At 63.2% G+C, this 22,822-nt stretch carries 19 protein-coding genes; 10 read left to right on the plus strand and 9 right to left on the minus strand.

Features of this window, described 5'->3' with window-relative positions; translation table 11 throughout:
- Nucleotides 1-147 precede the first annotated feature (147 nt).
- From ACODRW_RS09780 to topA, 4 genes are all read left to right on the plus strand, one after another.
- Nucleotides 148-1,182, plus strand: coding sequence for a LysM peptidoglycan-binding domain-containing protein (locus tag ACODRW_RS09780; protein ID WP_488905646.1), 1,035 nt, complete (start codon nt 148-150; stop codon nt 1,180-1,182).
- Nucleotides 1,179-2,258: a DNA-processing protein DprA gene (gene dprA, locus ACODRW_RS09785; protein ID WP_486636406.1), complete on the plus strand. Its 1,080-nt coding sequence runs from the start codon at nt 1,179-1,181 to the stop codon at nt 2,256-2,258. Before ACODRW_RS09780 ends, dprA begins: the two co-directional genes overlap by 4 nt.
- Before the next feature lie 34 nt (nt 2,259-2,292).
- On the plus strand, nt 2,293-2,751 hold the full coding sequence (locus tag ACODRW_RS09790; RefSeq protein ID WP_048413521.1) for a Smg family protein: 459 nt from the start codon (nt 2,293-2,295) through the stop codon (nt 2,749-2,751).
- A 265-nt stretch (nt 2,752-3,016) separates the two neighbouring features.
- Nucleotides 3,017-5,317 carry a type I DNA topoisomerase gene (gene topA / locus ACODRW_RS09795; RefSeq protein ID WP_253313495.1) on the plus strand — a complete coding sequence of 767 codons (2,301 nt, stop codon included), beginning with the start codon at nt 3,017-3,019 and terminating at the stop codon, nt 5,315-5,317.
- Nucleotides 5,318-5,385: 68 nt separating this feature from the next.
- On the opposite strand, the gene ACODRW_RS09800 is transcribed toward topA, so the two are convergent.
- The 7 genes from ACODRW_RS09800 to ACODRW_RS09830 all read right to left on the minus strand — a co-directional run bounded on the left by ACODRW_RS09800 (nt 5,386) and on the right by ACODRW_RS09830 (nt 11,826).
- On the minus strand, nt 5,386-6,672 hold the full coding sequence (locus ACODRW_RS09800) for a hypothetical protein (protein WP_235084902.1): 1,287 nt from the start codon (nt 6,670-6,672) through the stop codon (nt 5,386-5,388).
- Between the two features lie 262 nt (nt 6,673-6,934).
- Nucleotides 6,935-7,315: a DUF1622 domain-containing protein gene (locus ACODRW_RS09805; protein ID WP_235084904.1), complete on the minus strand. Its 381-nt coding sequence runs from the start codon at nt 7,313-7,315 to the stop codon at nt 6,935-6,937.
- Between the two features lie 44 nt (nt 7,316-7,359).
- Nucleotides 7,360-7,731 (minus strand): diacylglycerol kinase, encoded by a 372-nt coding sequence (locus ACODRW_RS09810; protein ID WP_043635597.1) that lies wholly within the window; start codon nt 7,729-7,731, stop codon nt 7,360-7,362.
- Nucleotides 7,732-7,873: 142 nt separating this feature from the next.
- Nucleotides 7,874-8,833 (minus strand): glutathione synthase, encoded by a 960-nt coding sequence (gshB, locus tag ACODRW_RS09815; RefSeq protein ID WP_107797863.1) that lies wholly within the window; start codon nt 8,831-8,833, stop codon nt 7,874-7,876.
- Between the two features lie 2 nt (nt 8,834-8,835).
- Nucleotides 8,836-9,456, minus strand: coding sequence for a hypothetical protein (locus tag ACODRW_RS09820; RefSeq protein ID WP_107797862.1), 621 nt, complete (start codon nt 9,454-9,456; stop codon nt 8,836-8,838).
- Complete coding sequence (gene gshA / locus ACODRW_RS09825; RefSeq protein WP_107797861.1) at nt 9,453-10,742, minus strand: glutamate--cysteine ligase; 1,290 nt, start codon at nt 10,740-10,742, stop codon at nt 9,453-9,455. Before gshA ends, ACODRW_RS09820 begins: the two co-directional genes overlap by 4 nt.
- A 139-nt stretch (nt 10,743-10,881) precedes the next feature.
- On the minus strand, nt 10,882-11,826 hold the full coding sequence (locus ACODRW_RS09830; protein ID WP_488905647.1) for a carbohydrate kinase family protein: 945 nt from the start codon (nt 11,824-11,826) through the stop codon (nt 10,882-10,884).
- 122 nt (nt 11,827-11,948) lie between these two features.
- Between ACODRW_RS09830 and ACODRW_RS09835 the strand changes: the two genes are divergently transcribed.
- Nucleotides 11,949-12,425, plus strand: coding sequence for a TlpA family protein disulfide reductase (locus ACODRW_RS09835; protein ID WP_107801581.1), 477 nt, complete (start codon nt 11,949-11,951; stop codon nt 12,423-12,425).
- Nucleotides 12,426-12,470: 45 nt separating this feature from the next.
- On the opposite strand, the gene ACODRW_RS09840 is transcribed toward ACODRW_RS09835, so the two are convergent.
- Together ACODRW_RS09840 and secA are read right to left on the minus strand one after the other, a co-directional pair.
- Nucleotides 12,471-12,995: a DUF2087 domain-containing protein gene (locus tag ACODRW_RS09840; protein WP_107797859.1), complete on the minus strand. Its 525-nt coding sequence runs from the start codon at nt 12,993-12,995 to the stop codon at nt 12,471-12,473.
- 247 nt (nt 12,996-13,242) lie between these two features.
- On the minus strand, nt 13,243-15,954 hold the full coding sequence (gene secA / locus ACODRW_RS09845) for a preprotein translocase subunit SecA (RefSeq protein WP_227106503.1): 2,712 nt from the start codon (nt 15,952-15,954) through the stop codon (nt 13,243-13,245).
- 436 nt (nt 15,955-16,390) lie between these two features.
- Here secA and ACODRW_RS09850 point away from each other — a divergent pair, with 436 nt between their 5' ends.
- The 5 genes from ACODRW_RS09850 (at nt 16,391) to ACODRW_RS09870 (ending at nt 22,822) form a co-directional block, all read left to right on the plus strand.
- Nucleotides 16,391-18,430: an alkaline phosphatase D family protein gene (locus ACODRW_RS09850; RefSeq protein WP_488905648.1), complete on the plus strand. Its 2,040-nt coding sequence runs from the start codon at nt 16,391-16,393 to the stop codon at nt 18,428-18,430.
- A 357-nt stretch (nt 18,431-18,787) separates the two neighbouring features.
- The gene (locus ACODRW_RS09855) at nt 18,788-20,527 is read left to right on the plus strand and encodes an ABC transporter permease (RefSeq protein WP_235084911.1); all 1,740 of its coding nucleotides are present in this window, start codon (nt 18,788-18,790) and stop codon (nt 20,525-20,527) included.
- A gap of 10 nt (nt 20,528-20,537) precedes the next feature.
- Nucleotides 20,538-21,851 carry an ABC transporter ATP-binding protein gene (locus ACODRW_RS09860; protein ID WP_253313501.1) on the plus strand — a complete coding sequence of 438 codons (1,314 nt, stop codon included), beginning with the start codon at nt 20,538-20,540 and terminating at the stop codon, nt 21,849-21,851.
- A gap of 83 nt (nt 21,852-21,934) precedes the next feature.
- Nucleotides 21,935-22,360: a DciA family protein gene (locus ACODRW_RS09865; RefSeq protein ID WP_048413534.1), complete on the plus strand. Its 426-nt coding sequence runs from the start codon at nt 21,935-21,937 to the stop codon at nt 22,358-22,360.
- Between the two features lie 57 nt (nt 22,361-22,417).
- Nucleotides 22,418-22,822, plus strand: coding sequence for a hypothetical protein (locus ACODRW_RS09870; protein ID WP_107797854.1), 405 nt, complete (start codon nt 22,418-22,420; stop codon nt 22,820-22,822).

Raw genomic sequence — 22,822 nt, forward strand, 5'->3', positions numbered from 1 at the left:
GATTTAATGACTCCCCGTCGTTTCATTCACTCATCAAGTTGTCGTATCGCGATCGGCACGCCGATAATAGACATGTTCGAAACGCGATTCCTTGTATGCGGGCCACCCCCGCAGGTGTCCGTCCACCTTCATATTGGGGCATTTCCCATGCGTAAAAGCATTATATCCTTCGCCTTGGCCCTCGGGCTCGCCGCGCCCGCCTTCGCCGCCGATCTCCAGTTGAAGGCTGACGCGCCCAGCCGCTACACCGTGAAGCGCGGCGACACGCTGTGGAGCATTTCCGGACGCTATCTGAGCAGCCCCTGGAAATGGCCGCGTCTGTGGCGGATGAACCAGGGCGAAATCAAGAATCCGCACTGGATCTACCCGGGCGACGTGCTGGCGCTGGACTATGTGGACGGCCTGCCGCGGCTGTCGCTGGCGCGAGGCGCGCAGCGCGAAGTCAAACTCTCGCCGCAGGCCCGCGTCGAGACGCTGGATCAGGCGGTGGCCAGCATTCCGGCCTCGGCGATCGAGCCCTTCCTCAAACGGCCGCTGGTGGTGGACATGGCGCAGTTCCTGCAATCGCCCAAGCTGATCGCCGGACCGGAAGAACACCTCACCGTCGCCACCGGGGACCGCGTCTACGCCACCGGCGTCAACGAGGCCGGCACCTGGCAGGCTTACCGGCTGGGCAAGCCGCTGCTGGACCCGGACACCAAGAAGGTGCTGGGCGTAGAAGCGACCTACAGCGGCGACCTGACCGCAGACAAGCCCCAAGGCGACGTTCAGACGCTGAAAGTCAGAAACGTCAGCGAGGAAATCCTGGTGGGCGACCATCTGATGCGCGCGCCGCAGCAAAACTTCAACAACTACGCCCCGCATCCGGCCGACGCCCATCTGAGCGGCAAGGTGGTCTCGGTCTACAACGGCGTGGACGGTGCGGCCCAATACTCCACTATTGTACTCAATCTGGGCCAGTCGCAGGGCGTCGAAAACGGTCATGTGTTCGGCCTGTTCAAAAAAGGCCGCCCGCTGGAAATCAAAGACGAACAGGGCAAACGCATGGTGACGCTGCCGGCGGAGCGCGCCGGCAACGCCTTCGTCTACCGCGTGTTCGACAAGGTGTCCTACGCGCTGGTGCTGGACAGCCGCGGCCCGATCTACGTGGGCGACGGCGTGGCCAGCCCCGAGCAAGAATGAAGGCTCCGCCGCATGACTGGCTGTTGCTGGCGCTGACCCCCGGCATCGGCCCGGCCGGCTTTTTACGGCTGATCGACGCCTTCGGCGGCGCCGACGCCGCCTTGAACGCCAACAGCCGCCAGACCGAACCCTTGATCGGCAAAGAAGCGGCCGAAGCCTTGCAGCGGCGCGAGGCCGCCGCCTCCGCCGAGGCGGCGCTGGAATGGGCGCAAACGCCGGGCTGCCAATTGCTGTCGCTGCTGGACGACGACTACCCGCCGCAGCTGGCCGAATCCAACTCGCCGCCGCCGCTGCTGTTCGCCCGCGGCCGGCGCGAGCTGCTGACCCAGCCCATGCTCGCCATCGTGGGCAGCCGCGCCGCCACGCCGCAGGGCAGGCAGAACGCGGAAAGCTTTTCCCGCGAACTGGCCGAGCACGGCTATTGCATCGTCAGCGGCCTGGCCAGCGGCATCGACGCCGCCGCCCATCACGGCGCGCTCGGACAGCCGCCCGCCACCATCGCCGTGGTCGGCACCGGCATAGACCGCGTCTACCCGGCCAGCAACCGCCAGCTGGCGCACCGCATCGCCGAGGAAGGCCTGATCCTGTCCGAGTTCGCGCTGGGCATGGGACCGCTGGCCGGCCATTTCCCGCGCCGCAACCGCATCATCGCCGGCCTCAGCCGCGGCTGTCTGGTGGCGGAGGCCAATATCGGCTCCGGCTCGCTGATCACCGCGCGGCTGGCGATGGAGAACAACCGCGAAGTGATGGCCATCCCCGGTTCCATCCACAATCCGCAGTCTCGCGGCTGTCACCGGCTAATCAAGGACGGCGCCAAACTGGTGGAAACCGTGGACGACGTGCTGGACGAAGTGGGCAGGCTGCAACGCAAACGCCCCAGCGCCAAGCCGGCGGCCCCCGCGGCGGAATCGCCGCTGCTTGAAGCCATGGGATTCGACCCCATCAGTATGGATGCGCTTTCGACCACGCTCGGGTTGACTGTGGGGGAGCTTTACGCGATGCTGCTCGAACTTGAGCTGGCCGGCCTGGTGGCCAGCCATCCCGGCGGGCTTTTTCAGCGCCTGAAACCGGGCTGAACCGCGCTAACCCGCACTTTAAGAAGATAGATTGATGTTTGACGTACTCGCCTTCCTGTTTGAACAATTCCGCGATCCGGACGCTTTCGGCGACCGTGGCGCGTTGATGCGCCAATTGGAGGCCGCCGGTTTCGAGGACGAGGAGATCAACGACGCGCTGGATTGGCTGGACGGCATCAGCGGCCTGGACGACAGCGGCTACGTCGGCGCCAACGAAGCCAGCGGCATGCGCGTTTACGCCGAAGACGAGCTGGAGCACCTGCCCGCCGACGTGCGCGGCCTGCTGCAGTTCCTGGAGGATCACGGCGCCTTGACGCCCGCGCAGCGCGAAATGGTCATCGACCGCCTGATGGAACTGCACGGCGACGACATCAACGTCGGCAGCGCCAAGCTGGTGGCCTTGATGGTGTTGTGGGCGCAACAGGCGGAACTGCCCATTCTGCTGGGCGAAGCGCTGTTGGATGCCGTGCATGGCGAACCCACCATGCAATGACTTGTCAGCCTCATGGAGCGGGCTTAACATGCCGCCCTTGGCCGCCGGTTCCGGCGGCCGATCCAAGAGCGCTCTTGCGCTCTTGTTTTATTTGACGAATATATTTTCTGTCGACGCGAAATTTTCAGGGTGAAGCCTTCATCCTCCTTGTCGACGGGAACGCAGCAGCCCACGCACGGGCCTGGCGCCCTTCTGCCGCGCGGCAGAAAAGCCCGGTCCGGACGGATCGGCCGGCATGCCGGCGATTGCACATAGAAAAGATAATATGCCCACCAGTCTCTTGATCGTCGAATCGCCTTCCAAGGCGAAAACGCTGAAGAAATACCTAGGCCCTGACTTTGAAGTCCTGGCCTCCTACGGCCATGTGCGCGATCTGGTGCCCAAGAACGGCGCAGTGGACCCTGAAAAAGGGTTCGCGATGAAATACCAGCTGATCGCGCGCAACAGCAAACACGTCGACGCCATCGTCAAAGCGGTGGGCGACGCCGAACACATCTATCTGGCGACTGACCCGGACCGCGAAGGCGAGGCCATTTCCTGGCATCTGGTGCAGATCCTCAACGGCAAGAAGCTGCTGAAGAACAAGACCGCCCAGCGCGTGGTCTTCCACGAGATCACCAAGAACGCGGTGCTGGAAGCGATCCAGAACCCGCGCGAAATCGCGCAGAACCTGGTGGACGCACAGCAGACCCGCCGCGCGCTGGACTACCTGGTGGGCTTCAACCTGTCGCCGCTGCTGTGGAAGAAGATCCGCCGCGGCCTGTCCGCCGGCCGGGTTCAAAGCCCCGCGCTGCGGCTGATCTGCGAGCGCGAGAACGAAATCCGCGCCTTCGTCGAGCAGGAATACTGGTCTGTGCATCTGGACAGCCACAAGGGCCGCACCAAGTTCGGCGCCAAGCTGACCTCGATGGCCGGCAAGAAGCTGGAACAGTTCGACATCCCCAACGAGGCCGAGCAAGCCAGCATACTGGCGCGGCTGGAAGGCCACCCGGCGGTGGTCAGCAGCATCGAGAAGAAAAAGAAATCTCGCAGCCCCGCCGCCCCGTTCACCACCTCCACGCTGCAGCAGGAAGCCGTGCGCAAGCTGGGCATGACCACCGACCGCACCATGCGCACCGCGCAGCAGCTGTACGAGGGCATAGACATCGGCCAGGGCACCGTCGGTCTGATCACCTATATGCGTACCGACTCGGTGGCGCTGGCGGGCGAGGCGGTGGAGGAGATTCGCGGCTATATCGGACTGAAATTCGACGGCGACTACCTGCCCAAGAACCCGGTGGCCTACAAGAACAAGTCCAAGAACGCTCAGGAAGCGCACGAGGCGATCCGCCCCACGTCCATCCTGCGCACCCCGGACATGGTCAAGCCCTTCCTGACCTCGGATCAGTTCAAGCTCTACGACATGGTCTGGAAGCGGACGCTGGCTTGCCAGATGGCGCCGGCCAAGTTCGACACCACCAGCATAGACATCGCCGTCGGCGAAGGCGTTTTCCGCGCCACCGGCCAGGTGCAGACCTTCGCCGGTTTCCTCGCCGTGTATGAAGAAGACGTGGACGACGCCGAGGACGAGGACAACGCCAAGCTGCCGCTGCTGGACGAGGGCGAGACCCTGCCGGTGGACAAGCTCTACGGCACCCAGCACTTCACCCAGCCGCCGCCGCGTTATTCGGAAGCCTCGCTGGTGAAGGCCCTGGAAGAATTCGGCATCGGCCGGCCGTCCACTTACGCCAGCATCATCTCCACGCTGAAAGACCGCGAATACGTGGTGCTGGACAAGAAGCGCTTCCTGCCCACCGACACCGGCGACATCGTCAACAAATTCCTGACCGAGCACTTCGCGCAATACGTGGACTACAACTTCACCGCCAAGCTGGAAAACCAGCTGGATGAAGTGGCCAACGGCCAGCGCGAATGGGTGCCGGTGATGGACAGCTTCTGGAAGAACTTCTCCAAGCAGATCGCGGAGAAGGAGAGCATCTCCCGCGCCGAGGTCACCACCGAGAGCCTGGACGAAGCCTGTCCAAAATGCAGCAAGCCCTTGTCCATCAAGTTCGGCAAGCGCGGCCGCTTCATCGCCTGCACCGGTTATCCGGACTGCGATTACACCCGCAATATGGGCGAAACCGCCGAACAGGCTGCGGAAGAGGCGGAAGCGCCGACGGTGATCGAAGGCCGCAGCTGCCCGGAGTGCGGCGGCGAGCTGCACATCAAGAAGGGCCGCTACGGCAAGTTCATCGGCTGCGCCAACTACCCGAAGTGCAAGCACATCGAGCCGCTGGAAAAGCCGCGCGAAACCGGCGTGGAATGCCCGGAATGCAAGGCCGGCCAGCTAATCGAGCGCAAGAGCCGCTACGGCAAGCTGTTCTACAGCTGCAACACCTATCCCAAGTGCAAGTACGCCACCTGGAACCCGCCGGTGGCCGAGCCCTGCCCGAAGTGCAATTGGCCGATCCTGACCATCAAGACCACCAAGCGCCGCGGCACCGAGAAAGTCTGCCCGCAGAAGGAATGCGGCTATAGCGAGGTGATCGCGCCGCCGGAAGGCAAGGAAGCCGAGCCGGGCTAACACGCCCCGCGCTTGCGACAACAGCCCTGCACGGTTTTCCATGCAGGGCTGTTGTTTATTGCGCGAGTCTAGTCTCCTGCGCCGACAAACGTGAAGTAGCCCACCGGCAACTGCAGGCTCTGCAAGGTCGGCACTGCCTCCAAGGCCCCCAACATCGCCGCCGCCCGCAGATAATGGGGACTCGAATGCGGCACGCACCAATGCATGCAAATCTGCACCGCAGCGCTGCTGGGCAATGGCTTGCCGTCCGGCCCCTCCAGCTGCACCTTGATGTGACCGGCGTAGTGCGGCGGCAGTTGAACCGCAATATTGAGCTCCTGGCTGCTTCTCAGCACTTTCACGCGCCGGGTGTCGAAAGCGGCGGCGGGGTCGTCGGAATACATCCGCAAGGTGGAGCCTTCCGGCACCCGGCGACACCTCATGCTGAAACTGAACTGCTCAGGCGTGGAATCCTGGTTATGGAACGTCAGGGATTCCTCTCCCCCGCTCTTGGATACAGGTGTCACATTACGCCATGCTCCGGCGCCGTTATAAAGAATCCATTGCACGGAATTCCAGTTGCCCTCGGAAAATTGCAAGGGATTATTTTCAGTGAAGAAGGGATAGGCAACGGTGGCTATCAGGCAAACATGCTGCTGAGATTTCAAATCCAGCATGAAGGCTTCAGAGACTGCGCGCTCGCCCACAGTCAGGAGCGCATTCTTGCCCTCCCGATTCAAAACCTTACCATCCTTGTTCTTGCCATTCACCGTATAGCACTGCATCCAAGAAGACGGCGGCTGGTTGAATCCCCCATTGACGTAGTACATTCTTACCTTGGCATCATTAATCTTGCCGAAAAACGACTTATTCTGACAGCGAGTATAAATATAGTTTTTCCCAACCTTGGGCACTTTCCAGAATTCAGAATTCCAATTATCAATCAACATTGCCGGCGACAACTCCACATCTTGGTTGCAAACAATATCTGGGGAGTCGGTATAAGCTCCGATAGTTGGAATCACACCATTATCGCCAAAGTTCTTACGGCACAAAACACCTCGCCACTGTTGCATCGCTTTATTTGCGTATTGCGTGGATGAAGTCAGGGGAATAGCCAAAGCCTGGGTCATATGCTGAGCAAGAATTAGCGGTTTCTCACGATCAGTTTCCCAATAGGTGTCACAGTAAACACCGCTGAAGACGTTTGCAATTTCCTGAAACCCCAAACTTGCAGGCAGTGCCTCATAGATATTCTCCATCGCCTGAATATCATTGATTCCAGTCAGGCGATAGTGGATCGCCGTCTGCCACAGCGTATCCATATCAACAATTTTGGCGGGAGAAACTATTGCCTCGTTTACTTTATCGTTCATGAGTTAAACTCCTATTCACACGGATTTAAGAGAAAACACTCACCCGATAACAGGCATGGCACGCGGGAAAGTAGATTCACCACGCCAGCCAGCCGCGGCATCCTTGACCTCGCTTTTGTATGGCATAAGCATATACCTTACGCCACATATCACCAGCAAGAATTGACTGCGCTTAGATCAAACTGACCGAACGATCAGGAAAGGCATTAGGGAGAAGCAGAAGCGCCAGGCACGCAGCAGACGCCACCAAACCGGGATTGACTCAGTGGATAGGGAGATCACTAGACTGACGCGCCGCCTCGGCTTCGCGAATTTCCCTGCCCAGAAAGTAATTGAGCGCGGTGCGCAGCACCGCAATGGCGCCCAGCTTGCCGATCTGGTCCCAACTGGGCGCCACCGCTGTGGACAGGATGTCGGCCGCCAATTGCAACTCCAGCGCCAGCGCCAGGAAGCGGGCGAAGCTGAGCCGCACCTGGTTGTAATCGTCATGATTGGCGCTGAGGCAGCGGCGAACATAGCGGACGCCCAGGGCCAGGATGCCGACGCCTATCACCAGCGCGCCCAGCGCTTCCACGCCCAACTTGAGCCAGAGCACGATGTTCAACACCCACTCCTCGACTCCGGATTCCACTGGCGACATCATCGGACGGCTCCCTCTTGGTTCAGGCAGCCGTCACCTTACCCGCTTCAGGCAAACAACACCAGGCACCACACCGCGGTCAGATTGATCAGGCCCAGCAATTGAGCGGCGCTGCCCATGTCCTTGGCGCGCTTGGCCAGCGGATGCCGCTCCAGCGAGGTGTGGTCCACCGCCGCCTCGATCGCGGAGTTCAGCAATTCGATGATTAGCGTCGCCAGCGAGCTGGCCACCAGCAAGGCGCGCTCCAGCGGCTGGGCGTGGATGACGAAGGCCAGCGGGATCAGCACCGCCGCCAGCAGCACCAGCTGGCGGAAAGCGTCCTCATGCCGGAACGCCGCCTTGAGGCCGTCCAGCGAGTAACCGAAGGCGTTGATCAGGCGGGTGATCCCGGTTTTACCTTTGAACGGGCTTTCTTTCATTGCTAGATCCATGCGGTTGGGTCGTCGGAAACGGCATCGGATGGCGGCCGGCGCTCCAGCATGCCAGCTCAAGATGACGACAATAAAAATCAAAACGGCCGACGTTGCCGCCGGCCGTGTCTAAAAGTCGTCGCAAACCGTGTCAGTGCGGCTGGCAGCGCCGCTCCAAGGCGTCGATGTACAGGCCGGCGACCTTGATCTCGGTCTGGTCCATGATTTCGCGGAAGCAGGTGGGGCTGGTGACGTTGACCTCGGTCAGATAGTTGCCGATCACGTCCAGCCCGGCCAACAGGATGCCGCGCTTTTTCAGCTCCGGTCCCACCGTCCTGGCGATTTCGCGATCGCGCTCGGTCAGCGGCCGCGCCTCGCCGCGACCGCCGGCGGCCAGATTGCCCCGGGTCTCCCCCGCCGCCGGAATGCGCGCCAGGCACCACTCCACCGGCTCGCCGTCTATCACCAGAATGCGCTTGTCGCCGTCGCGGATCTCCGGAATGTAGCGCTGCGCCATCACCGTGCGCTTGCCGCGCAGCGTGATGGTTTCAATGATCACAGACAGGTTGGCGTCGTCCGGGCGCAGCCGGAAAATGCTGTCGCCGCCCATGCTGTCCAGCGGCTTCAGGATCACGTCCTGATGCTGATTGATGAAGGCGCGCAGGCGGTGCGCCTCGCCAGTGATCAGCGTGGGCGCGGTCAGCTCCGGGAACTGCAAAATGGCCAGCTTCTCGTTGAAATCGCGCAGCGCCTGGCCGCTGGTGAACACCTTGGCTCCCTGCGCCTCCGCCAGCGTGAACAGCTGAGAGGCGTACAGGTATTCCATGTCGAAGGGCGGATCCTTGCGCATCACAGTGGCGCTGAAGGACTGCAAGGGCTGGCGATGCACTTCGCCCAGCTTGAACCAGGCCGGATGCTCGCCCTCGTACTGGCCGGTCAGGCTCAGATCGCGCGCGTCCACCAGCACGCGGCCGCCCTCCACCGACAATTGATGGGCCTGGGCGAAGCTCAGGGCATGACCGCGCGCGGCGGCCTCCTGCATCATCGCGAAGGTGGTGTCCTTGTAAAGCTTGAAGTGATCCAGCGGATCGGCAATGAACAGGATGCGCATGATTATCGGTCCTCGCTTGGCTTGGCGGCATCGCGCAGCATGCGTTCCATGCCGCTGCGCGCCGTTTGCATCATCTCGTCGGCCTGTGCGGCGACGGAAAGGAAAGTGGGCTCGTCGGCCCCATTATAGGAGCAGCCGAGGTAGCGCAGCGCTTCGCCCTGCTGCGGCGCGCCCAGCAGCGCCGCCAAGGGATTGGCGGACATCTCGTAGACGGACAGCATCGGCCCTTCCGCGCCGACGAAGCGGTAATACTGCTCCGTCGCCCGGATCGGCGCGCGTTTGAGCCGCAGCCGGGACGCGGCTTCGGCCATTGTCCAAGCGGACGGCAGCGGCACCGACACGAACTCCTTGTGCAGCGCCAGCCGCGTCGTCTCCGCGCCGAACACCCGGATCGGCCGTTTCAGATCATAGGCGTAAACGCCCAGCGTGCTGGCCTGCTCGTTCTTGCGTATCCAATCCGGCCCCTTGTCGAACACCACGTCCAGCAAGGCCGGCTGCAAGGCCTGGTAGCGCTCGAACGACGCGCACTGCACCAGTTCCTCCAGCGCCTGCGGCGTCAAGGCCTCGTCGGCGGCCGCCGAGGCCGTCGCCGCCAACAGCGCCAGGCTCAGCCAGGCTTTCATTCGTCCGCGTCCGGATCGGTGGCTTCCAGCTCCAGCGAGGCGGCCAGCAGCGCCAGCCGCGAAATCACGCCGTAGGCGTAGAAACGGTTGGGCGCGCAGTCCGGCGTGCCCTGCTTGTCCGGCAGGCAGGCGGTTTCGAACGACAGCGGCACGAAGTGCATGCCCGGCGCGTTCAGGTTTTCATCGATGCCGCGGCCGGTGTGCACGCGGTAGAAACCGCCGGTCACGTAGCGGTCCATCATGTAGACCACCGGCTCGGCCACCGCGTCCTCCACCGTTTCGAAGGTGTACACGCCCTCTTGCACGATGACCTCGGACACCTCCAGGCCTTCCTTGACCACCGACATCTTGTTGCGCGCCTTGCGGTTGAGACCCAACACCTCGTCCGGGCTCTTCACGCTCATCACGCCCATGCCGTAGGTGCCGGCATCCGCCTTGACGATGACGAAGGGATCGTTGTCTATGCCGTATTCGCGGTATTTGACGCGAATCTTGTCCAGCATCCGCGACACCTCGTCCGCCAATTGCTCCTCGCCGGTGCGGGCGTGGAAATCCAGGCCGCTACAGCTGGCGAAATAGGGATTGATGGTCCAGGGATCGATGGAGATCAAACGCGCGAAGTCCTCGCACACCTTGTCGTAGGCGGCGAAGTGGTTGCTCTTGCGGCGCACCGCCCAGCCGGCGTGCAGCGGCGGCAGCAGGTTCTGCTCCAGGCCTTTGAGCAGGTCGGGAATGCCGCCGGACAAATCGTTGTTGAGCAGAACCACGCAGGGGTTGAAGCCGTCCGCCAGCACCAGGCGGTTGCCGCGGCGTTCGATGGGCTCCAAGCGCACGATGTCGCCGTTGGCCGATTGCAGCTCGGTCGGCTCGGTGATTTCTGGGTTCAGCGAGCCCAGGCGCACCTTGAGGCCGGCCTGCTCGAAAATATGCACCAGCGCGGCGATGTTCTGCAGGTAGAAGGTGTTGCGGGTGTGGTTTTCCGGTATCAGCAGCACGCTGCGCGCTTCCGGACACACTTTTTCCACCGCGCTTTGCGCGGCGTGGACCGCCAGCGGCAGAAAGTCGCGGTTCAGGTTGTTGTGGCCGCCGGGAAACAGGTTCATGTCCACCGGCGCCAGCTTGAAACCGCTGTTGCGCAGGTCCACCGAGCCGTAGAACGGCGCCGCGTGGTTATGCCACTGACTGCGGAACCAGTGTTCGATCTGAGGCTGGGCAGTCAGGATGCGGCTTTCCAGTTCGTAAAGCGGGCCGGTCAGTGCGGTTGCCAGATGCGGAACGGGCGGCATGGAATCCCCTTGGGTTTTCGAATTGAATTCGCTAATGGTGGGGGTGGCGCGGGATGAATTCAAGACTTGTTGTGTTGGGACCGTCAAAAAGCAAAGGACGCTTGCGCGTCCTTGTCGGTTTGGCCCGCGGGCCGCATCGTCACAATGGCCAGGGTTCGCCGTAAGCCTGCAGATACAAGTCCTTCAGCGAGTCCCAGTCGAAGAAGTGATTCTGGCAGCCCGGCGTGGTGACCTTGATCGCGCCGATCACATTGGCCAGACGGCCGGTGATCTTCCAGTCCAGGCCGCGGCTGATGCCGTAGAGCAGGCCGGCGCGGAAAGCGTCGCCGCAGCCCATCGGGTCCACCGGCTTGATCGGCATTTGCACGCGCGGGATCAGGTGCACTGTGTCGCCGACGTAAATCTCCGCGCCCTTGGAGCCGCGGGTGACGATCAGCGCCTCCACCTTTTTGCGCAAGTCCTCCACCGACAGGCCGGCGCGTTCGCGCATCAGCTCGCTCTCGTAGTCGTTGATGGCCACATAGCTGGCCAGTTCGACGATCTCGTGGATCTCGTCGCGCGACAGCAGCGGCAGCTCCTGGCCCGGATCGAAGATGAAGGGAATGCCGGCCGCGGCCAATTCCTTGGAATGCTGCAGGAAGGCGCTGTAGCCGCCGGGCGACAGAATCGCCAGCTCGATCGGCCCCGGAATATCCGATATGTGGTTTTCGGTGGCAAAATCCATGGCGCCGGGATGGAAGGCCATCAATTGATTGCCATCCTTGTCGGCGATGCCGAAGCACTGCGAGGTATACTGCTTGCGGATCAAGCGAATGAAGCGGTCGTCCACGCCGGCGCGTTTCAGATGTTGGCGATACGGCTCGAAATCCTCACCCACCACGCCCATGACGATGGGGGTTTCGCCCAACAGACACAGGCTGTAGGCGATATTGCCGGCCATGCCGCCGAATTCGCGGCGCATGGTCGGGGCCAGGAAGGTCGTGGAAATTTTGTGCAGCTGATCCGGCAGGATCTGGCTGTCAAAACGGCCATGAAACGAGAACAGGGTATCGTATGCGAGGGCCCCGCAGACGAGGATAGACATGCCCACTCCGCAAAAAGGTCAATCGACCATTTTAACATGAAACATTTGTTTGGTTCACGTCGAGAACTTTGACCTTGTCGGATATCCAATACACTTCAAACACCTACCGGAAGCTCAACAAGATGCTGAAACGACTGCTCGCCCCCGCGCTGATCGCGCTGCTGCCGCTCTCCGCCATGGCCGCGCCCACGCTGGAACAAACCCATTTCACCAAGCTGCAAGGCGGCGACGCCACCATCGCCGCCTATAAGGGCAAGGTCACGGTGCTGAATTTCTGGGCCACCTGGTGCGGGCCTTGCCGCGAGGAAATGCCGATGCTGAACCGCCTGCGCGCCAAGCTGGCGCCCAAGGGCGTGGAAGTGGTGGGCGTGGCGCTGGACAATAAAGAAGAAGTCAGCGCCTTCGTCGGCCAGCTGAAGATAAGTTATCCCATCCTGCTGGGCGACAGCGACACGCTGAACCTGATGCGCAGCCTGGGCAACGCCACCGGCGGCCTGCCCTACACCCTGATCCTGGACCGCAAGGGCAAGATCGCCGCCAAGCTCACCGGCCTCTTGGACGAGAAAAAACTGGAAGCGGCGATCAAAGCCCAGTTGTAAACCGCTCGGCGACGGCCATTGACGCCGGCCGCCGCCCAAGCCTCCTCAGCGGCCGGCTCTGCGCCGGCCCACTTCCGCCGCCAAGGCCTCGGCCTCCGCCGGCAAGGCCTGCGCCACATGCCAATAACGCCGGCAATCCGGCGTCCGCCCCAGCAAACCCTGCTCCACCAGCTCGCGCCGCAGCAACACATGGTCGCCAAAGGCTTCTTCGGCGCGGATCAAGGCGTTCGCCTCCGGCTCGGACCACTGCTCCCCGCCCGGCAGGCTGGCCCACAAGACCCACAGGCAGACGCGCTGTTCGCTGAATTTCTTAGGCCAGCGCGTCAAGCGCCCCTCGGCGTCGTAATGACGCAACAGCCGCGTCGTCGCCGCGGACAGGCCGGCCGGCGGCGCCGGACGTTCGCATTCCGCCCGCCAATGCTGGAAGTTCTGGAAGCCGGCGGAACGCGCCAGCATATTGAGGATGTGCACATGGCTGGGCGGAGCGCTTTCCTGCGCCCATTGCTGTTTGAGCGAACGCGCCAGCGCGGAGATGTCGCTGCAATAAAAGGGATAAAGCGTACGAGACATGGTTCGAATCCTGTCGTCGTGCCAAGGTCGGGAGGGACTGCCGCGGTCGCCATTACGGCCTGGCACGGGTTCGAGCCAAGCGGGATGAATCTAGCCAAGACAGGTTTAGCGTGGTGAGGGCACCGGCGACGCCTGGGTGAACTGTTGACCCGCGACGATGCTAACACCGCGCTGTCCACTTGCAAAGCGCGCGGGCATGAAAAAAGCCGACGCTCACGCGTCGGCTTTGGGCCCTGCGGCTACCGGATCACTCCAGGCGGCCGTGGCACTGCTTGTACTTCTTGCCGCTGCCGCATGGGCAGGCGTCGTTGCGGCCGATGCGCAGGCCCTGCGCCGCCAGCGCGTCCGGGGACAGAGGATTGTCCTCGTCCTCGCCCAGCGCCGAACCCGGCGCGGCGTGCTGCATTTCGTACTCGCCCACCTGATGCGGCTCCACCGCGTCCACGTCCTCCTGGCTGCGAATCTGCACCGTCATCAGCACATTAACCACGCTGCGCTTGATGCGCTCCAGCATGTCGGCGAACAGCTCGAAGGCTTCGCGCTTGTATTCCTGCTTGGGGTTCTTCTGCGCGTAACCGCGCAGGTGGATGCCCTGGCGCAGGTGATCCATCGCCGCCAGATGTTCGCGCCAGTGATTGTCCAGCATCTGCAGCACCAGGCTGCGCTCGAACTGGCGCATCACGCCGTCGCCGGCCAGCTCCACCTTGGCCTGATAGGTCTCGGCGGCTTGCTCGATGATGCGTTCGCGGATGCTTTCGATGTCCAGCGCCGGCTCGGCCTTCAGCCATTCGCTGACCTTGATCGGCAGCAGGAATTCGGCTTCCAGCGTTTTCTCCAGGCCCGGCAGATCCCACTGTTCTTCCATGGATTCCGGCGGCAGGTGCAGGTCCACCAGGTCGGACAACACGCCTTCGCGCATATTGACCACCACGTCGGACACATCGCTTTCCACCAGGATTTCATTGCGCTGCTGGTAGATCACCTTGCGCTGGTCGTTGGCGACGTCGTCGTATTCCAGCAATTGCTTGCGGATGTCGAAGTTGCGGCCTTCCACCTTGCGCTGGGCGTTCTCGATGGAGCGGGACACCCACGGGTGCTCGATCGCCTCGCCTTCCGGCATTTTCAGGCGGTCCATGATCGCGGCGACGCGATCGGAGGCGAAAATGCGCAGCAGCGGGTCTTCCAGGCACAGGTAGAAACGGGAGGAGCCCGGGTCGCCCTGACGGCCGGAACGGCCGCGCAGCTGGTTGTCTATACGGCGCGATTCATGGCGCTCGGTGCCCACGATGTGCAGGCCGCCGGCGGCCAGCACCTGATCGTGCACCACTTGCCAATCGGCGCGGATCTTCTCGATGCGCGCGCGCTTCTCCTCGGCGGACAAGCTGTCGTCGGATTCGACGCCCTTGATCTCCGGCTCCGGATTGCCGCCCAGCACGATGTCGGTGCCGCGGCCGGCCATATTGGTGGCCACGGTGATCACGCCGGGGCTGCCGGCCTGCACCACGATGTCGGCTTCGCGCGCGTGTTCCTTGGCGTTCAGCACATTGTGCGGCAGCTTGGCCTTTTGCAGCAGATTGGCGATCAGTTCGGAGTTTTCAATGCTGGTGGTGCCCACCAGCACCGGCTGGCCGCGTTCGTGGCAGTCCTTGATGTCGGCCAGGATGGCGTCGTACTTCTCCTTGGCGGAGCGGTAGACCTTGTCCTGCGCGTCCTTGCGGACCATGGGCCGGTTGGTCGGGATCACCACGGTTTCCAGGCCGTAAATGCTCTGGAATTCGTAAGCTTCGGTGTCGGCGGTGCCGGTCATGCCGGCCAGCTTGCCGTACAGACGGAAGTAGTTCTGGAAGGTGATCGAGGCCAGCGTCTGGTTCTCGCGGTTGATCTCCACGCCTTCCTTGGCTTCCACCGCCTGGTGCAGGCCTTCGGACCAGCGGCGGCCGGACATCAGGCGGCCGGTGAACTCGTCCACGATCACCACTTCGCCGTCCTGCACCACATAGTGCTGGTCCTTGTGAAACAGCGAGTGGGCGCGCAGAGCGGCCATCAGATGGTGCATCAGCGTGATGTTGGTGGCGGAATACAGGCTGTCGCCTTCCTTCAGCAGGCCCAGACGGGTCAGGATTTCTTCGCTGTGCTCGTGGCCCGCTTCGGACATCATTACCGAGTTGGCTTTCTCGTCCACCCAGTAATCGCCCTCGCCCTCTTCGGTTTCCTGGCGCTTCAGCATCGGCGGCACCGCGTTCATTCGCTGGTACATGTCGATATTGTCGTCGGCTGGGCCGGAGATGATCAGCGGGGTGCGCGCTTCGTCGATCAGGATGGAGTCCACCTCGTCGATCACCGCGTAGGCCAGCTTGCGCTGCACCTTCTCTTCCACGCTGAACACCATATTGTCACGCAGATAGTCGAAGCCGAATTCGTTGTTGGTGCCGTAGGTGATGTCGCAGGCGTAGGCGCTCTGCTTCTCGTCGTGCGGCATCTGGGACAGGTTGACGCCCACGGAGAGGCCGAGGAAGTTGTACAGCTTGGCCATGATGCCGGCGTCGCGGCTGGCCAGGTAGTCGTTGACGGTGACGACGTGCACGCCGTCGCCGGTCAGCGCGTTCAGATAGGACGGCAGCGTGGCCACCAGGGTCTTGCCCTCGCCGGTGCGCATCTCGGCGATCTTGCCGTAGTGCAGCACCATGCCGCCGATCAGCTGCACGTCGAAATGGCGCATGCCCAGTACCCGTCGCGAGGCTTCGCGGCACACCGCGAAGGCTTCCGGCAACAGGCCGTCCACCGTCTCACCCTTGGCCAGACGTTGCTTGAACTCATCGGTTTTGGCCGCCAAAGCCTCGTCGGACAACGCTTTCAAGCCCTCTTCCAGAGCATTGATGCGCACCACCGTCTGGTGGAATTGCTTCAGAAGCCGGTCATTGCGGCTGCCGAATACTTTTTTAAGCAAAGAAGAAATCATGTAATCGAATCCAGAGACCAGCGGGCTGTTTAGGTAAGGTGTCCGCAAAAATGCCTGAAAGTGTAGCACATTAGCAGTCTTATTTTATGGGGGCGCGCTTGCGCTGTATCAAGGGGGCAGGCGCTGCGCGCGGCCTTTATTTTCCTCCGCGCCCGGCCGCCGCCGGATGCGCGCGCGAAAACCGCCCGCCGCGGCGCGGCCGCGTCCCAAAGCGCGCGGCCCCGGCGCGGCGCTGGCGGGCGGAAGCGGATCAAACTCAAACAAGTGTTGGTTTTAACCCACGTTTTCCGGGCTAATTCGAGCAAACACTCAATTAAATTGACACCCGCTGTCATGCCACTTTAATAATCCCCTCAAACAATAGCGCCTTTCCGACAAGGGCCGCCCACGGCCCGATTCAGACACAAGCACGCAGGACAATAGAGGGGAGACATCGATGGATCGCAGACAGTTTCTGAAGTGGAGCGGCTTCTTGACCGCCTCCGTCGCCGCCGGCGGCTTGAGCGCATGCGGCGGCGGGGGCGCGGGCAGCCTGCCCGGAGGCTCCGGCGCCGCGATCGGCGTCAACGGCAGCGGCTTTAGCCAGGGCGTGGCCTCCGGCGACCCCAAGCCGGACAGCATCGTGTTGTGGACCCGTGTCGACGGCGGCGACGGCAGCCAGAACGTCAAAGTCACGCTGCAATTGTCCGACCGCGCGGACTTCTCCACCCTGCTGGTGAACGTGGCGCTCAGCGCCCAGCCTGACTGGGACTACACCATACGCCACAAGGTCACCGGCCTTGGCAGCGCCGCCACCTACTACTACCGCTTCCTCACCGGCCCGGCGGTCAGCATGACCGGCCGCACCAAGACCGCGCCGGCCGCCGGCGCGCCGCTGTCCCAGCTCAAGTTCGCCTTCATTTCCTGTCAGGACTGGAGCGTCAACCACTGGGGCGCTTTCGAGGAATTGGCCAATCAGGATCTGGACTTCATCGTCCATCTGGGCGACTACATCTACGAAACCGTCGGCGCCGGCTTCCAGAGCGGCGGCAACGAAACCCGCCACCCGGCGCTGAGCCTGCCCAACGGCACCCTGCGAGCCGACGGCGCCCGCTACGCCACCACGCTGGCGGACTATCGCGCGCTGTACAAGTCCTACCGCAACGACGTTCGCCTGCAAAAGCTGCACGCCAGCTTCCCGATGATTGCGATCTGGGACGACCACGAGTTTTCCGACGACTGCTGGCAGGACCGCCAGGAATACACCGCCACCGACGACAGCTCGCCGCAAACCGCGCGCCGCCGCAGCGCCAGCCAGGCCTGGTTCGAAAACATGCCGGCCGACGTACGGCTGGACTTGAACAACCCCTCGTTCCAGAACATCCAGATCTACCGCAGCTTCACCTTCGGCGATCTGGCCACCCTGGTGATGACCGACGAGCGCCTGTACCGCAGCGACCACATCATCCCGGAGACCCAGGCCGGCGGCGAAATCGGCAGCCGCTACTTCGTGCAGAAAAACACCCTGGCCCAGGTGGAGGCCGCCAAGATGGCCTCCACCGGCGGCAATCTGCTCAATGTCTCCATCCTGGGCGAGACGCAGCGCGCCTGGTGGCAGACTCAGATGAAATCCGCCGCCACCACCTGGAGGCTGTGGGGCAATGAAGTCTCGCTGCTGCGCATGGGCTTTGACGGCACCGTCGCGGTGGCCTCGCTGCTGACCCAGGGCCTGGCGCCGCAGCTGGCCGGCATGGGCCTGACACTGACCCAGCCGCAGATCGCCCAGCTGCAAGGCGCGCTCTATTTGGACCTGGCCGCCGCCAACACCAGCGGCTCCACGCCCGTGGTCAGCTACACCAATACCCAGCCGCTGTTGAACACTCTCAGCGGCGGCGCGATCTCCGCCGGCGTGTTCAACGCCGCCATCAAGCCCGGCCTGGACGCCAGCCTGCCACCGTCGATGTTCTTCGATAAATTCATCCTCAACGCCGATCAATGGGACGGCTACAACGCCGAACGCAAAGCGCTGATGGCCTATCTGAAAGCCCAGGGCATCGCCAATGTGGTGGCGCTCACCGGCGACATCCACGCCTTCTTCGCCGGCCCGGTGATGGACGACTACGACGCCGCCAGCCCCGCACCGGTGATGGTGGACCTGGTCACCGCCGGCGTGTCCAGCAACTCGCTGTTCAGCTATTTCAAAAACGTGGTGGACACCGTGCCGGCCTTCTCCAAGGCCAAACCGCTGATCTACACCACGGTCAGCGGCCAGGTGGTCAACACCTTCACCAACACCCTGCAAAGCTTCAACAGCTGGCTCAAATACGTGGACAGCGACGCCCAGGGTTACGCCTTGGTCACGCTGACGCCGGCCAAACTCAGCTGCGCCTTCCACAAGGTGGGCGCGCTGAACGGCGGCGCGGCACCCAGCCCGGCCACCGCCAGCGTCAAAACCGTGGAAGTGGCGGCCGGCAGCCCCGCCGTCAACGTCTTGTAAGCATTGGCGCCGCCGCCCGCTCGGAACGCCGGGAGCGGGTGGCGAAACGCCACTCAGTTTCAAACAGTACAATCCGTCACAAAAGCCCAACAAATCTGCGGCGCCGGTAACATTCCCGTCCACGCAACTCTGCTAGTATCCAGCGCCTACGCCACGCGCATTTTCCCGCCACAAACCAGCCTCCGCGACAGCCCGCCGTCCCTGATGCTGGCCTATGCTGTGAAGGCAGGCGGGCCGATCCCGGCCGCGCGTCGCGCCGCAACCCCAGATCGTCGGGCCGGCTTTCCGCCGCAACTCCGCCCGGACAAAACAGACTACACACCGCCGGCGTCGGCGGCGATAAACCGGAGAGGCCCGATGACAGCCGTTGTCCGCCATTTCATGCCCGCCACGGCCAAGCGGCTGATTCCCAACCGCTGGGACCTGATCGCGTTTCCGCTCCTGCTCGGCTTCCTGCTGATGGCCACCACCGGCATCCGCGAAACCTGGGCGCCGCTGACCGCGCTGCAAACCGTTCCCATCACACTGGACCCGGCCAATCTGCCGGAATACGCATTGCGCACCACGCTGCGCATGCTGGCCGCCATGGCCGCCGCGCTGGTCTTCACCCTGGTTTACGGCACGCTGGCGGCCAAGAGCCGCCGCGCCGGCCTGCTGCTGGTGCCCATGCTGGACATCCTGCAATCGGTGCCGGTGCTGGGCTATATCTCCTTCACCGTCACCTTCTTCCTGGCGCTGTTCCCCGGCCGGGTGCTGGGCGCCGAGTTCGCCGCCATCTTCGCCATCTTCACCAGTCAGGCCTGGAACATGACCTTCAGCTTCTACCAATCGCTGCGCACCGTGCCGCGCGATCTGGAGGAAGTCTCCGTCAATCTGCGGCTGACGCCGTGGCAGAAGTTCTGGAAGCTGGAAGTGCCGTTCTCCATGCCCGGCATGATCTGGAACATGATGATGAGCATGTCCGGCGGCTGGTTCTTCGTGGTGGCCTCGGAAGCCATCACCGTCGGCGACAAGACCGTCACCCTGCCCGGCGTCGGCTCCTATCTGGCCATGGCCATCCAGCACAAGGATCTGGCCGCGGTGGGCTGGGTAATCCTGACCATGACCGTGGTCATCGTCGTCTACGACCAATTCCTGTTCCGCCCCATGGTGGCCTGGGCCGACAAATTCCGCCTGGAAGACACCTCCAGCCAATCCGCGCCGGAATCCTGGGTGCTCAAGCTGATCCAGCGCACCCGCGCCATCCAGCTGCTGCTCAAGCCCTTTGGCAAACTGCTGCGCAAAACCGCCCGGCTGCGCCTCAACTACAGCCTGCCGCAAGGCCTGCATTCGGAGGCGCAAACGCCGGTGTCGCGCGGCATCGACGTGGTCTGGTGGCTGCTGGTGGCGGCGCTGGGCCTGCTGGCCAGCTGGAAGCTGCTGACCTTCATCCATACCGAAGTGGGCCCGGCCGAAGTGCTGCGCGTGCTGGGCCTGGGCCTGATCACCCTGCTGCGGGTCACCTTGCTGATCCTGCTGGCCTCGCTGATCTGGGTGCCGCTGGGCGTGCACATCGGCCTGCGCCCGGCGCTGGCGGAAAAAATCCAGCCGCTGGCCCAGTTCCTCGCCGCCTTCCCGGCCAATCTGCTGTTCCCGGTGTTCGTGGTCTTCATCGTCCACTTCAAGCTCAATCCGGACATCTGGCTGTCGCCGCTGATCGTGCTGGGCACCCAGTGGTACATCCTGTTCAACGTGGTGGCCGGCGCCAGCGCCTTCCCCAACGATTTTCGCGAAGCCGCGGCCAATTTCCGCATCCGCGGCTGGCAATGGTGGCGGCAAGTGATGCTGCCCGGCATCTTCCCCTACTACGTCACCGGCGCGATAACGGCGTCGGGCGGAGCCTGGAACGCCAGCATCGTGTCCGAATACGTGTCCTGGGGCGACGACAAACTGGCCGCCCACGGCCTGGGCGCCTATATCGCCCAGACCACCGCCGCCGGCGACTACCCCAAGATCCTGCTCGGCATCGCCGTGATGTCCATCTTCGTCGTTCTGTTCAACCGCCTGCTGTGGCGTCCGCTGTACGCCATCGCCGAAAACAAACTCCGTCTCAGCTAAGGGGGCAACCATGACACTAGACACCACCACCCCGGGACGGGAAATCTTCCAGCTGAAAAACGTTTGCCGCGGCTTCAACAAGGGCAATGACGAAATCCAGGTGCTGGACGACGTCAACCTGACGCTGCGCGAAGGCGAGATCGTCGGCCTGCTGGGCCGTTCCGGCTCCGGCAAATCCACCTTGCTGCGCATCATCGCCGGCCTGATCAAGCCCAGCAGCGGCGACGTCCGCTACCACGACAAGCCCTTGACCGGCCCGGCCGAAGGCGTGGCCATGGTGTTCCAGACCTTCGCGCTCTTCCCCTGGCTGACCGTGCTGCAAAACGTGGAGGCCGGCCTGGAAGCGCTGGGCGTGGAAGCCAAGGAACGCCGCCGCCGCGCGTTGGCCGCCATCGACCTGATCGGCCTGGACGGCTTTGAAAACGCCTACCCGCGCGAACTGTCCGGCGGCATGCGCCAGCGCGTCGGCTTCGCCCGCGGCCTGGTGGTCAACCCCACCCTGCTCTTGATGGACGAGCCCTTCTCCGCGCTGGACGTGCTCACCGCCGAAACGCTGCGCACCGATATGCTGGATCTGTGGAGCGAAGGCCAGTTGCCCATCCAGTCCGTGCTCATCGTCACCCACAACATCGAAGAAGCCGTGTTCATGTGCGACCGCATCCTGGTGCTGTCGTCCAATCCCGGCCGCGTAGTGGCGGAAATCAAGGTGCCCTTCCCGCACCGCCGCAACCGGCTGGACCCGGCCTTCCGCAAAATGGTGGACGACATCTACGCGCTGATGACCGCGCGCCGCAGCGCCCATACCCTGCACAAGCTGCCGCTGGAAATCGGCAGCCAGCTGAGCGAGGTCTCCACCAACCTGATGGCCGGCTTGATCGAGGAAGTGGCGCAAGCGCCGTATCACGGCAAGGCGGACATGCCGGAAATCGCGGAAAAGCTGCGGCTGGAAGTGGACGAGTTGTTCCCGGTGGCGGAAATCCTGGAACACCTGGGCTTCGCCGAACTGAAGGACGGCGACATCCTGCTCACCGCCGCCGGCAAGCTGTTCGCCGACTACGGCACCCAGGAACGCAAAGTGCAGTTCGCCGAACACCTGCTGCGCCACGTGCCCATGGCCGCCCACATCCGCAAAGTGCTGCAGGAGCGCCCGGGCCAGCGCGCGCCGCGGCTGCGCTTCGCCCAGGAGCTGGAAGACTCGCTGTCCGACGAAACCGCCGAAGAGACGCTGGACACCGTGATCAGCTGGGGGCGCTACGCGGAAATCTTCTCCTACAACGACCACAGCGAAACCTTCAGTCTGGAGGATGTGGAAGGCGGACAGTAAGACTTGGGGGCGCCGCCGGCCCAAGGCTCCCCAAGCGCCCCCCTCAGCGGCTACAATGAACTGTTTTCACTAGACTGCCCGCCATGTTCGGACGCCAATTCAACGACATCGCCAGCAAAGACAGCACCCTGACCCGGCTCACCGCCGAGGCCAAAGAGCTGATGAAGCTGGACCGCGCCTTTCAGAAACTGCTGCCGCCGCTCTTGGTCGGCAGCTGCCGCGCCGTGCGCATCCGCGACGACGAGCTGGTGATTTACACCGACACCGGCATCATCGCCGCCCGCTTGCGCATGCTGGCCCCCGGCCTGTTGCCGCAATTGGCCAAGCAAGGTTTCATCGCCGGCAAGACCCGGGTCAAGGTGGATGTCCGCCTGGCGCGCAAGCCGCGTGAAAAAAAGCTGAAAATCAGCCAGAACGCGTTGGACGGCATGGAAGAAGCCGCCGCCAGCGTCAGCAATCCGCTGGTCAGCGCCGCGCTGGCCAAGCTGATCGCCCACCACCGCAAGTAAAGACCGGGACCGCCGCCCAGCTTGCCGCCGCCGGCCAAACCGGCTTAAAGTCGCGGCATGAAACAACACATCATCATATTGATCGCCGGTCTCGCCGCCGGCTTCGCCCAGGCCGCGCCGACGGAACAGCCGACGCCGGCCGAGGCGGAAGCCGCTTTCAAGGCCCAGGCGCTCGCCTCATTCGATTCCAAGCCGGAATCCACCCACACCCTGCTGATGCGCTCCATGGTGGAGTCCACGCTCAAAGACCTGCGCGTCACCGCGGTGAACGACTGCCAGAACGACGAGGAAAACGCCACGCTGGACTGCGAAGTCAGTTATCAGGCCCGCAAGCTCACCGGCAAGCCGGTGGAGCGCGAACAACGGATGCGCTTCAGCCGCCAGGACGGCCAATGGCGCATCGTGCCGCCGCCCAAGGACGCGGACGACGAAGAAAGCGGCGCCGCCTCCGCCCCGCAATAG

Source organism: Chromobacterium sp. FG89, from assembly GCF_057808735.1.

Excerpts from the sequence above, each read along its gene's own strand:
- ACODRW_RS09865 (WP_048413534.1), top strand. The coding sequence starts at position 21,935 with ATGTTCGGACGCCAATTCAACGACATCGCCAGCAAAGACAGCACCCTG.
- ACODRW_RS09840 (WP_107797859.1), bottom strand. The coding sequence starts at position 12,995 with ATGTCTCGTACGCTTTATCCCTTTTATTGCAGCGACATCTCCGCGCTG.
- ACODRW_RS09805 (WP_235084904.1), bottom strand. The coding sequence starts at position 7,315 with ATGATGTCGCCAGTGGAATCCGGAGTCGAGGAGTGGGTGTTGAACATC.
- topA (WP_253313495.1), top strand. The coding sequence starts at position 3,017 with ATGCCCACCAGTCTCTTGATCGTCGAATCGCCTTCCAAGGCGAAAACG.
- gshB (WP_107797863.1), bottom strand. The coding sequence starts at position 8,833 with ATGCGCATCCTGTTCATTGCCGATCCGCTGGATCACTTCAAGCTTTAC.
- dprA (WP_486636406.1), top strand. The coding sequence starts at position 1,179 with ATGAAGGCTCCGCCGCATGACTGGCTGTTGCTGGCGCTGACCCCCGGC.
- ACODRW_RS09860 (WP_253313501.1), top strand. The coding sequence starts at position 20,538 with ATGACACTAGACACCACCACCCCGGGACGGGAAATCTTCCAGCTGAAA.
- ACODRW_RS09810 (WP_043635597.1), bottom strand. The coding sequence starts at position 7,731 with ATGAAAGAAAGCCCGTTCAAAGGTAAAACCGGGATCACCCGCCTGATC.
- ACODRW_RS09855 (WP_235084911.1), top strand. The coding sequence starts at position 18,788 with ATGACAGCCGTTGTCCGCCATTTCATGCCCGCCACGGCCAAGCGGCTG.
- secA (WP_227106503.1), bottom strand. The coding sequence starts at position 15,954 with ATGATTTCTTCTTTGCTTAAAAAAGTATTCGGCAGCCGCAATGACCGG.
- ACODRW_RS09870 (WP_107797854.1), top strand. The coding sequence starts at position 22,418 with ATGAAACAACACATCATCATATTGATCGCCGGTCTCGCCGCCGGCTTC.
- ACODRW_RS09835 (WP_107801581.1), top strand. The coding sequence starts at position 11,949 with ATGCTGAAACGACTGCTCGCCCCCGCGCTGATCGCGCTGCTGCCGCTC.
- ACODRW_RS09830 (WP_488905647.1), bottom strand. The coding sequence starts at position 11,826 with ATGTCTATCCTCGTCTGCGGGGCCCTCGCATACGATACCCTGTTCTCG.
- ACODRW_RS09850 (WP_488905648.1), top strand. The coding sequence starts at position 16,391 with ATGGATCGCAGACAGTTTCTGAAGTGGAGCGGCTTCTTGACCGCCTCC.
- ACODRW_RS09790 (WP_048413521.1), top strand. The coding sequence starts at position 2,293 with ATGTTTGACGTACTCGCCTTCCTGTTTGAACAATTCCGCGATCCGGAC.
- ACODRW_RS09820 (WP_107797862.1), bottom strand. The coding sequence starts at position 9,456 with ATGAAAGCCTGGCTGAGCCTGGCGCTGTTGGCGGCGACGGCCTCGGCG.
- ACODRW_RS09780 (WP_488905646.1), top strand. The coding sequence starts at position 148 with ATGCGTAAAAGCATTATATCCTTCGCCTTGGCCCTCGGGCTCGCCGCG.
- ACODRW_RS09800 (WP_235084902.1), bottom strand. The coding sequence starts at position 6,672 with ATGAACGATAAAGTAAACGAGGCAATAGTTTCTCCCGCCAAAATTGTT.
- gshA (WP_107797861.1), bottom strand. The coding sequence starts at position 10,742 with ATGCCGCCCGTTCCGCATCTGGCAACCGCACTGACCGGCCCGCTTTAC.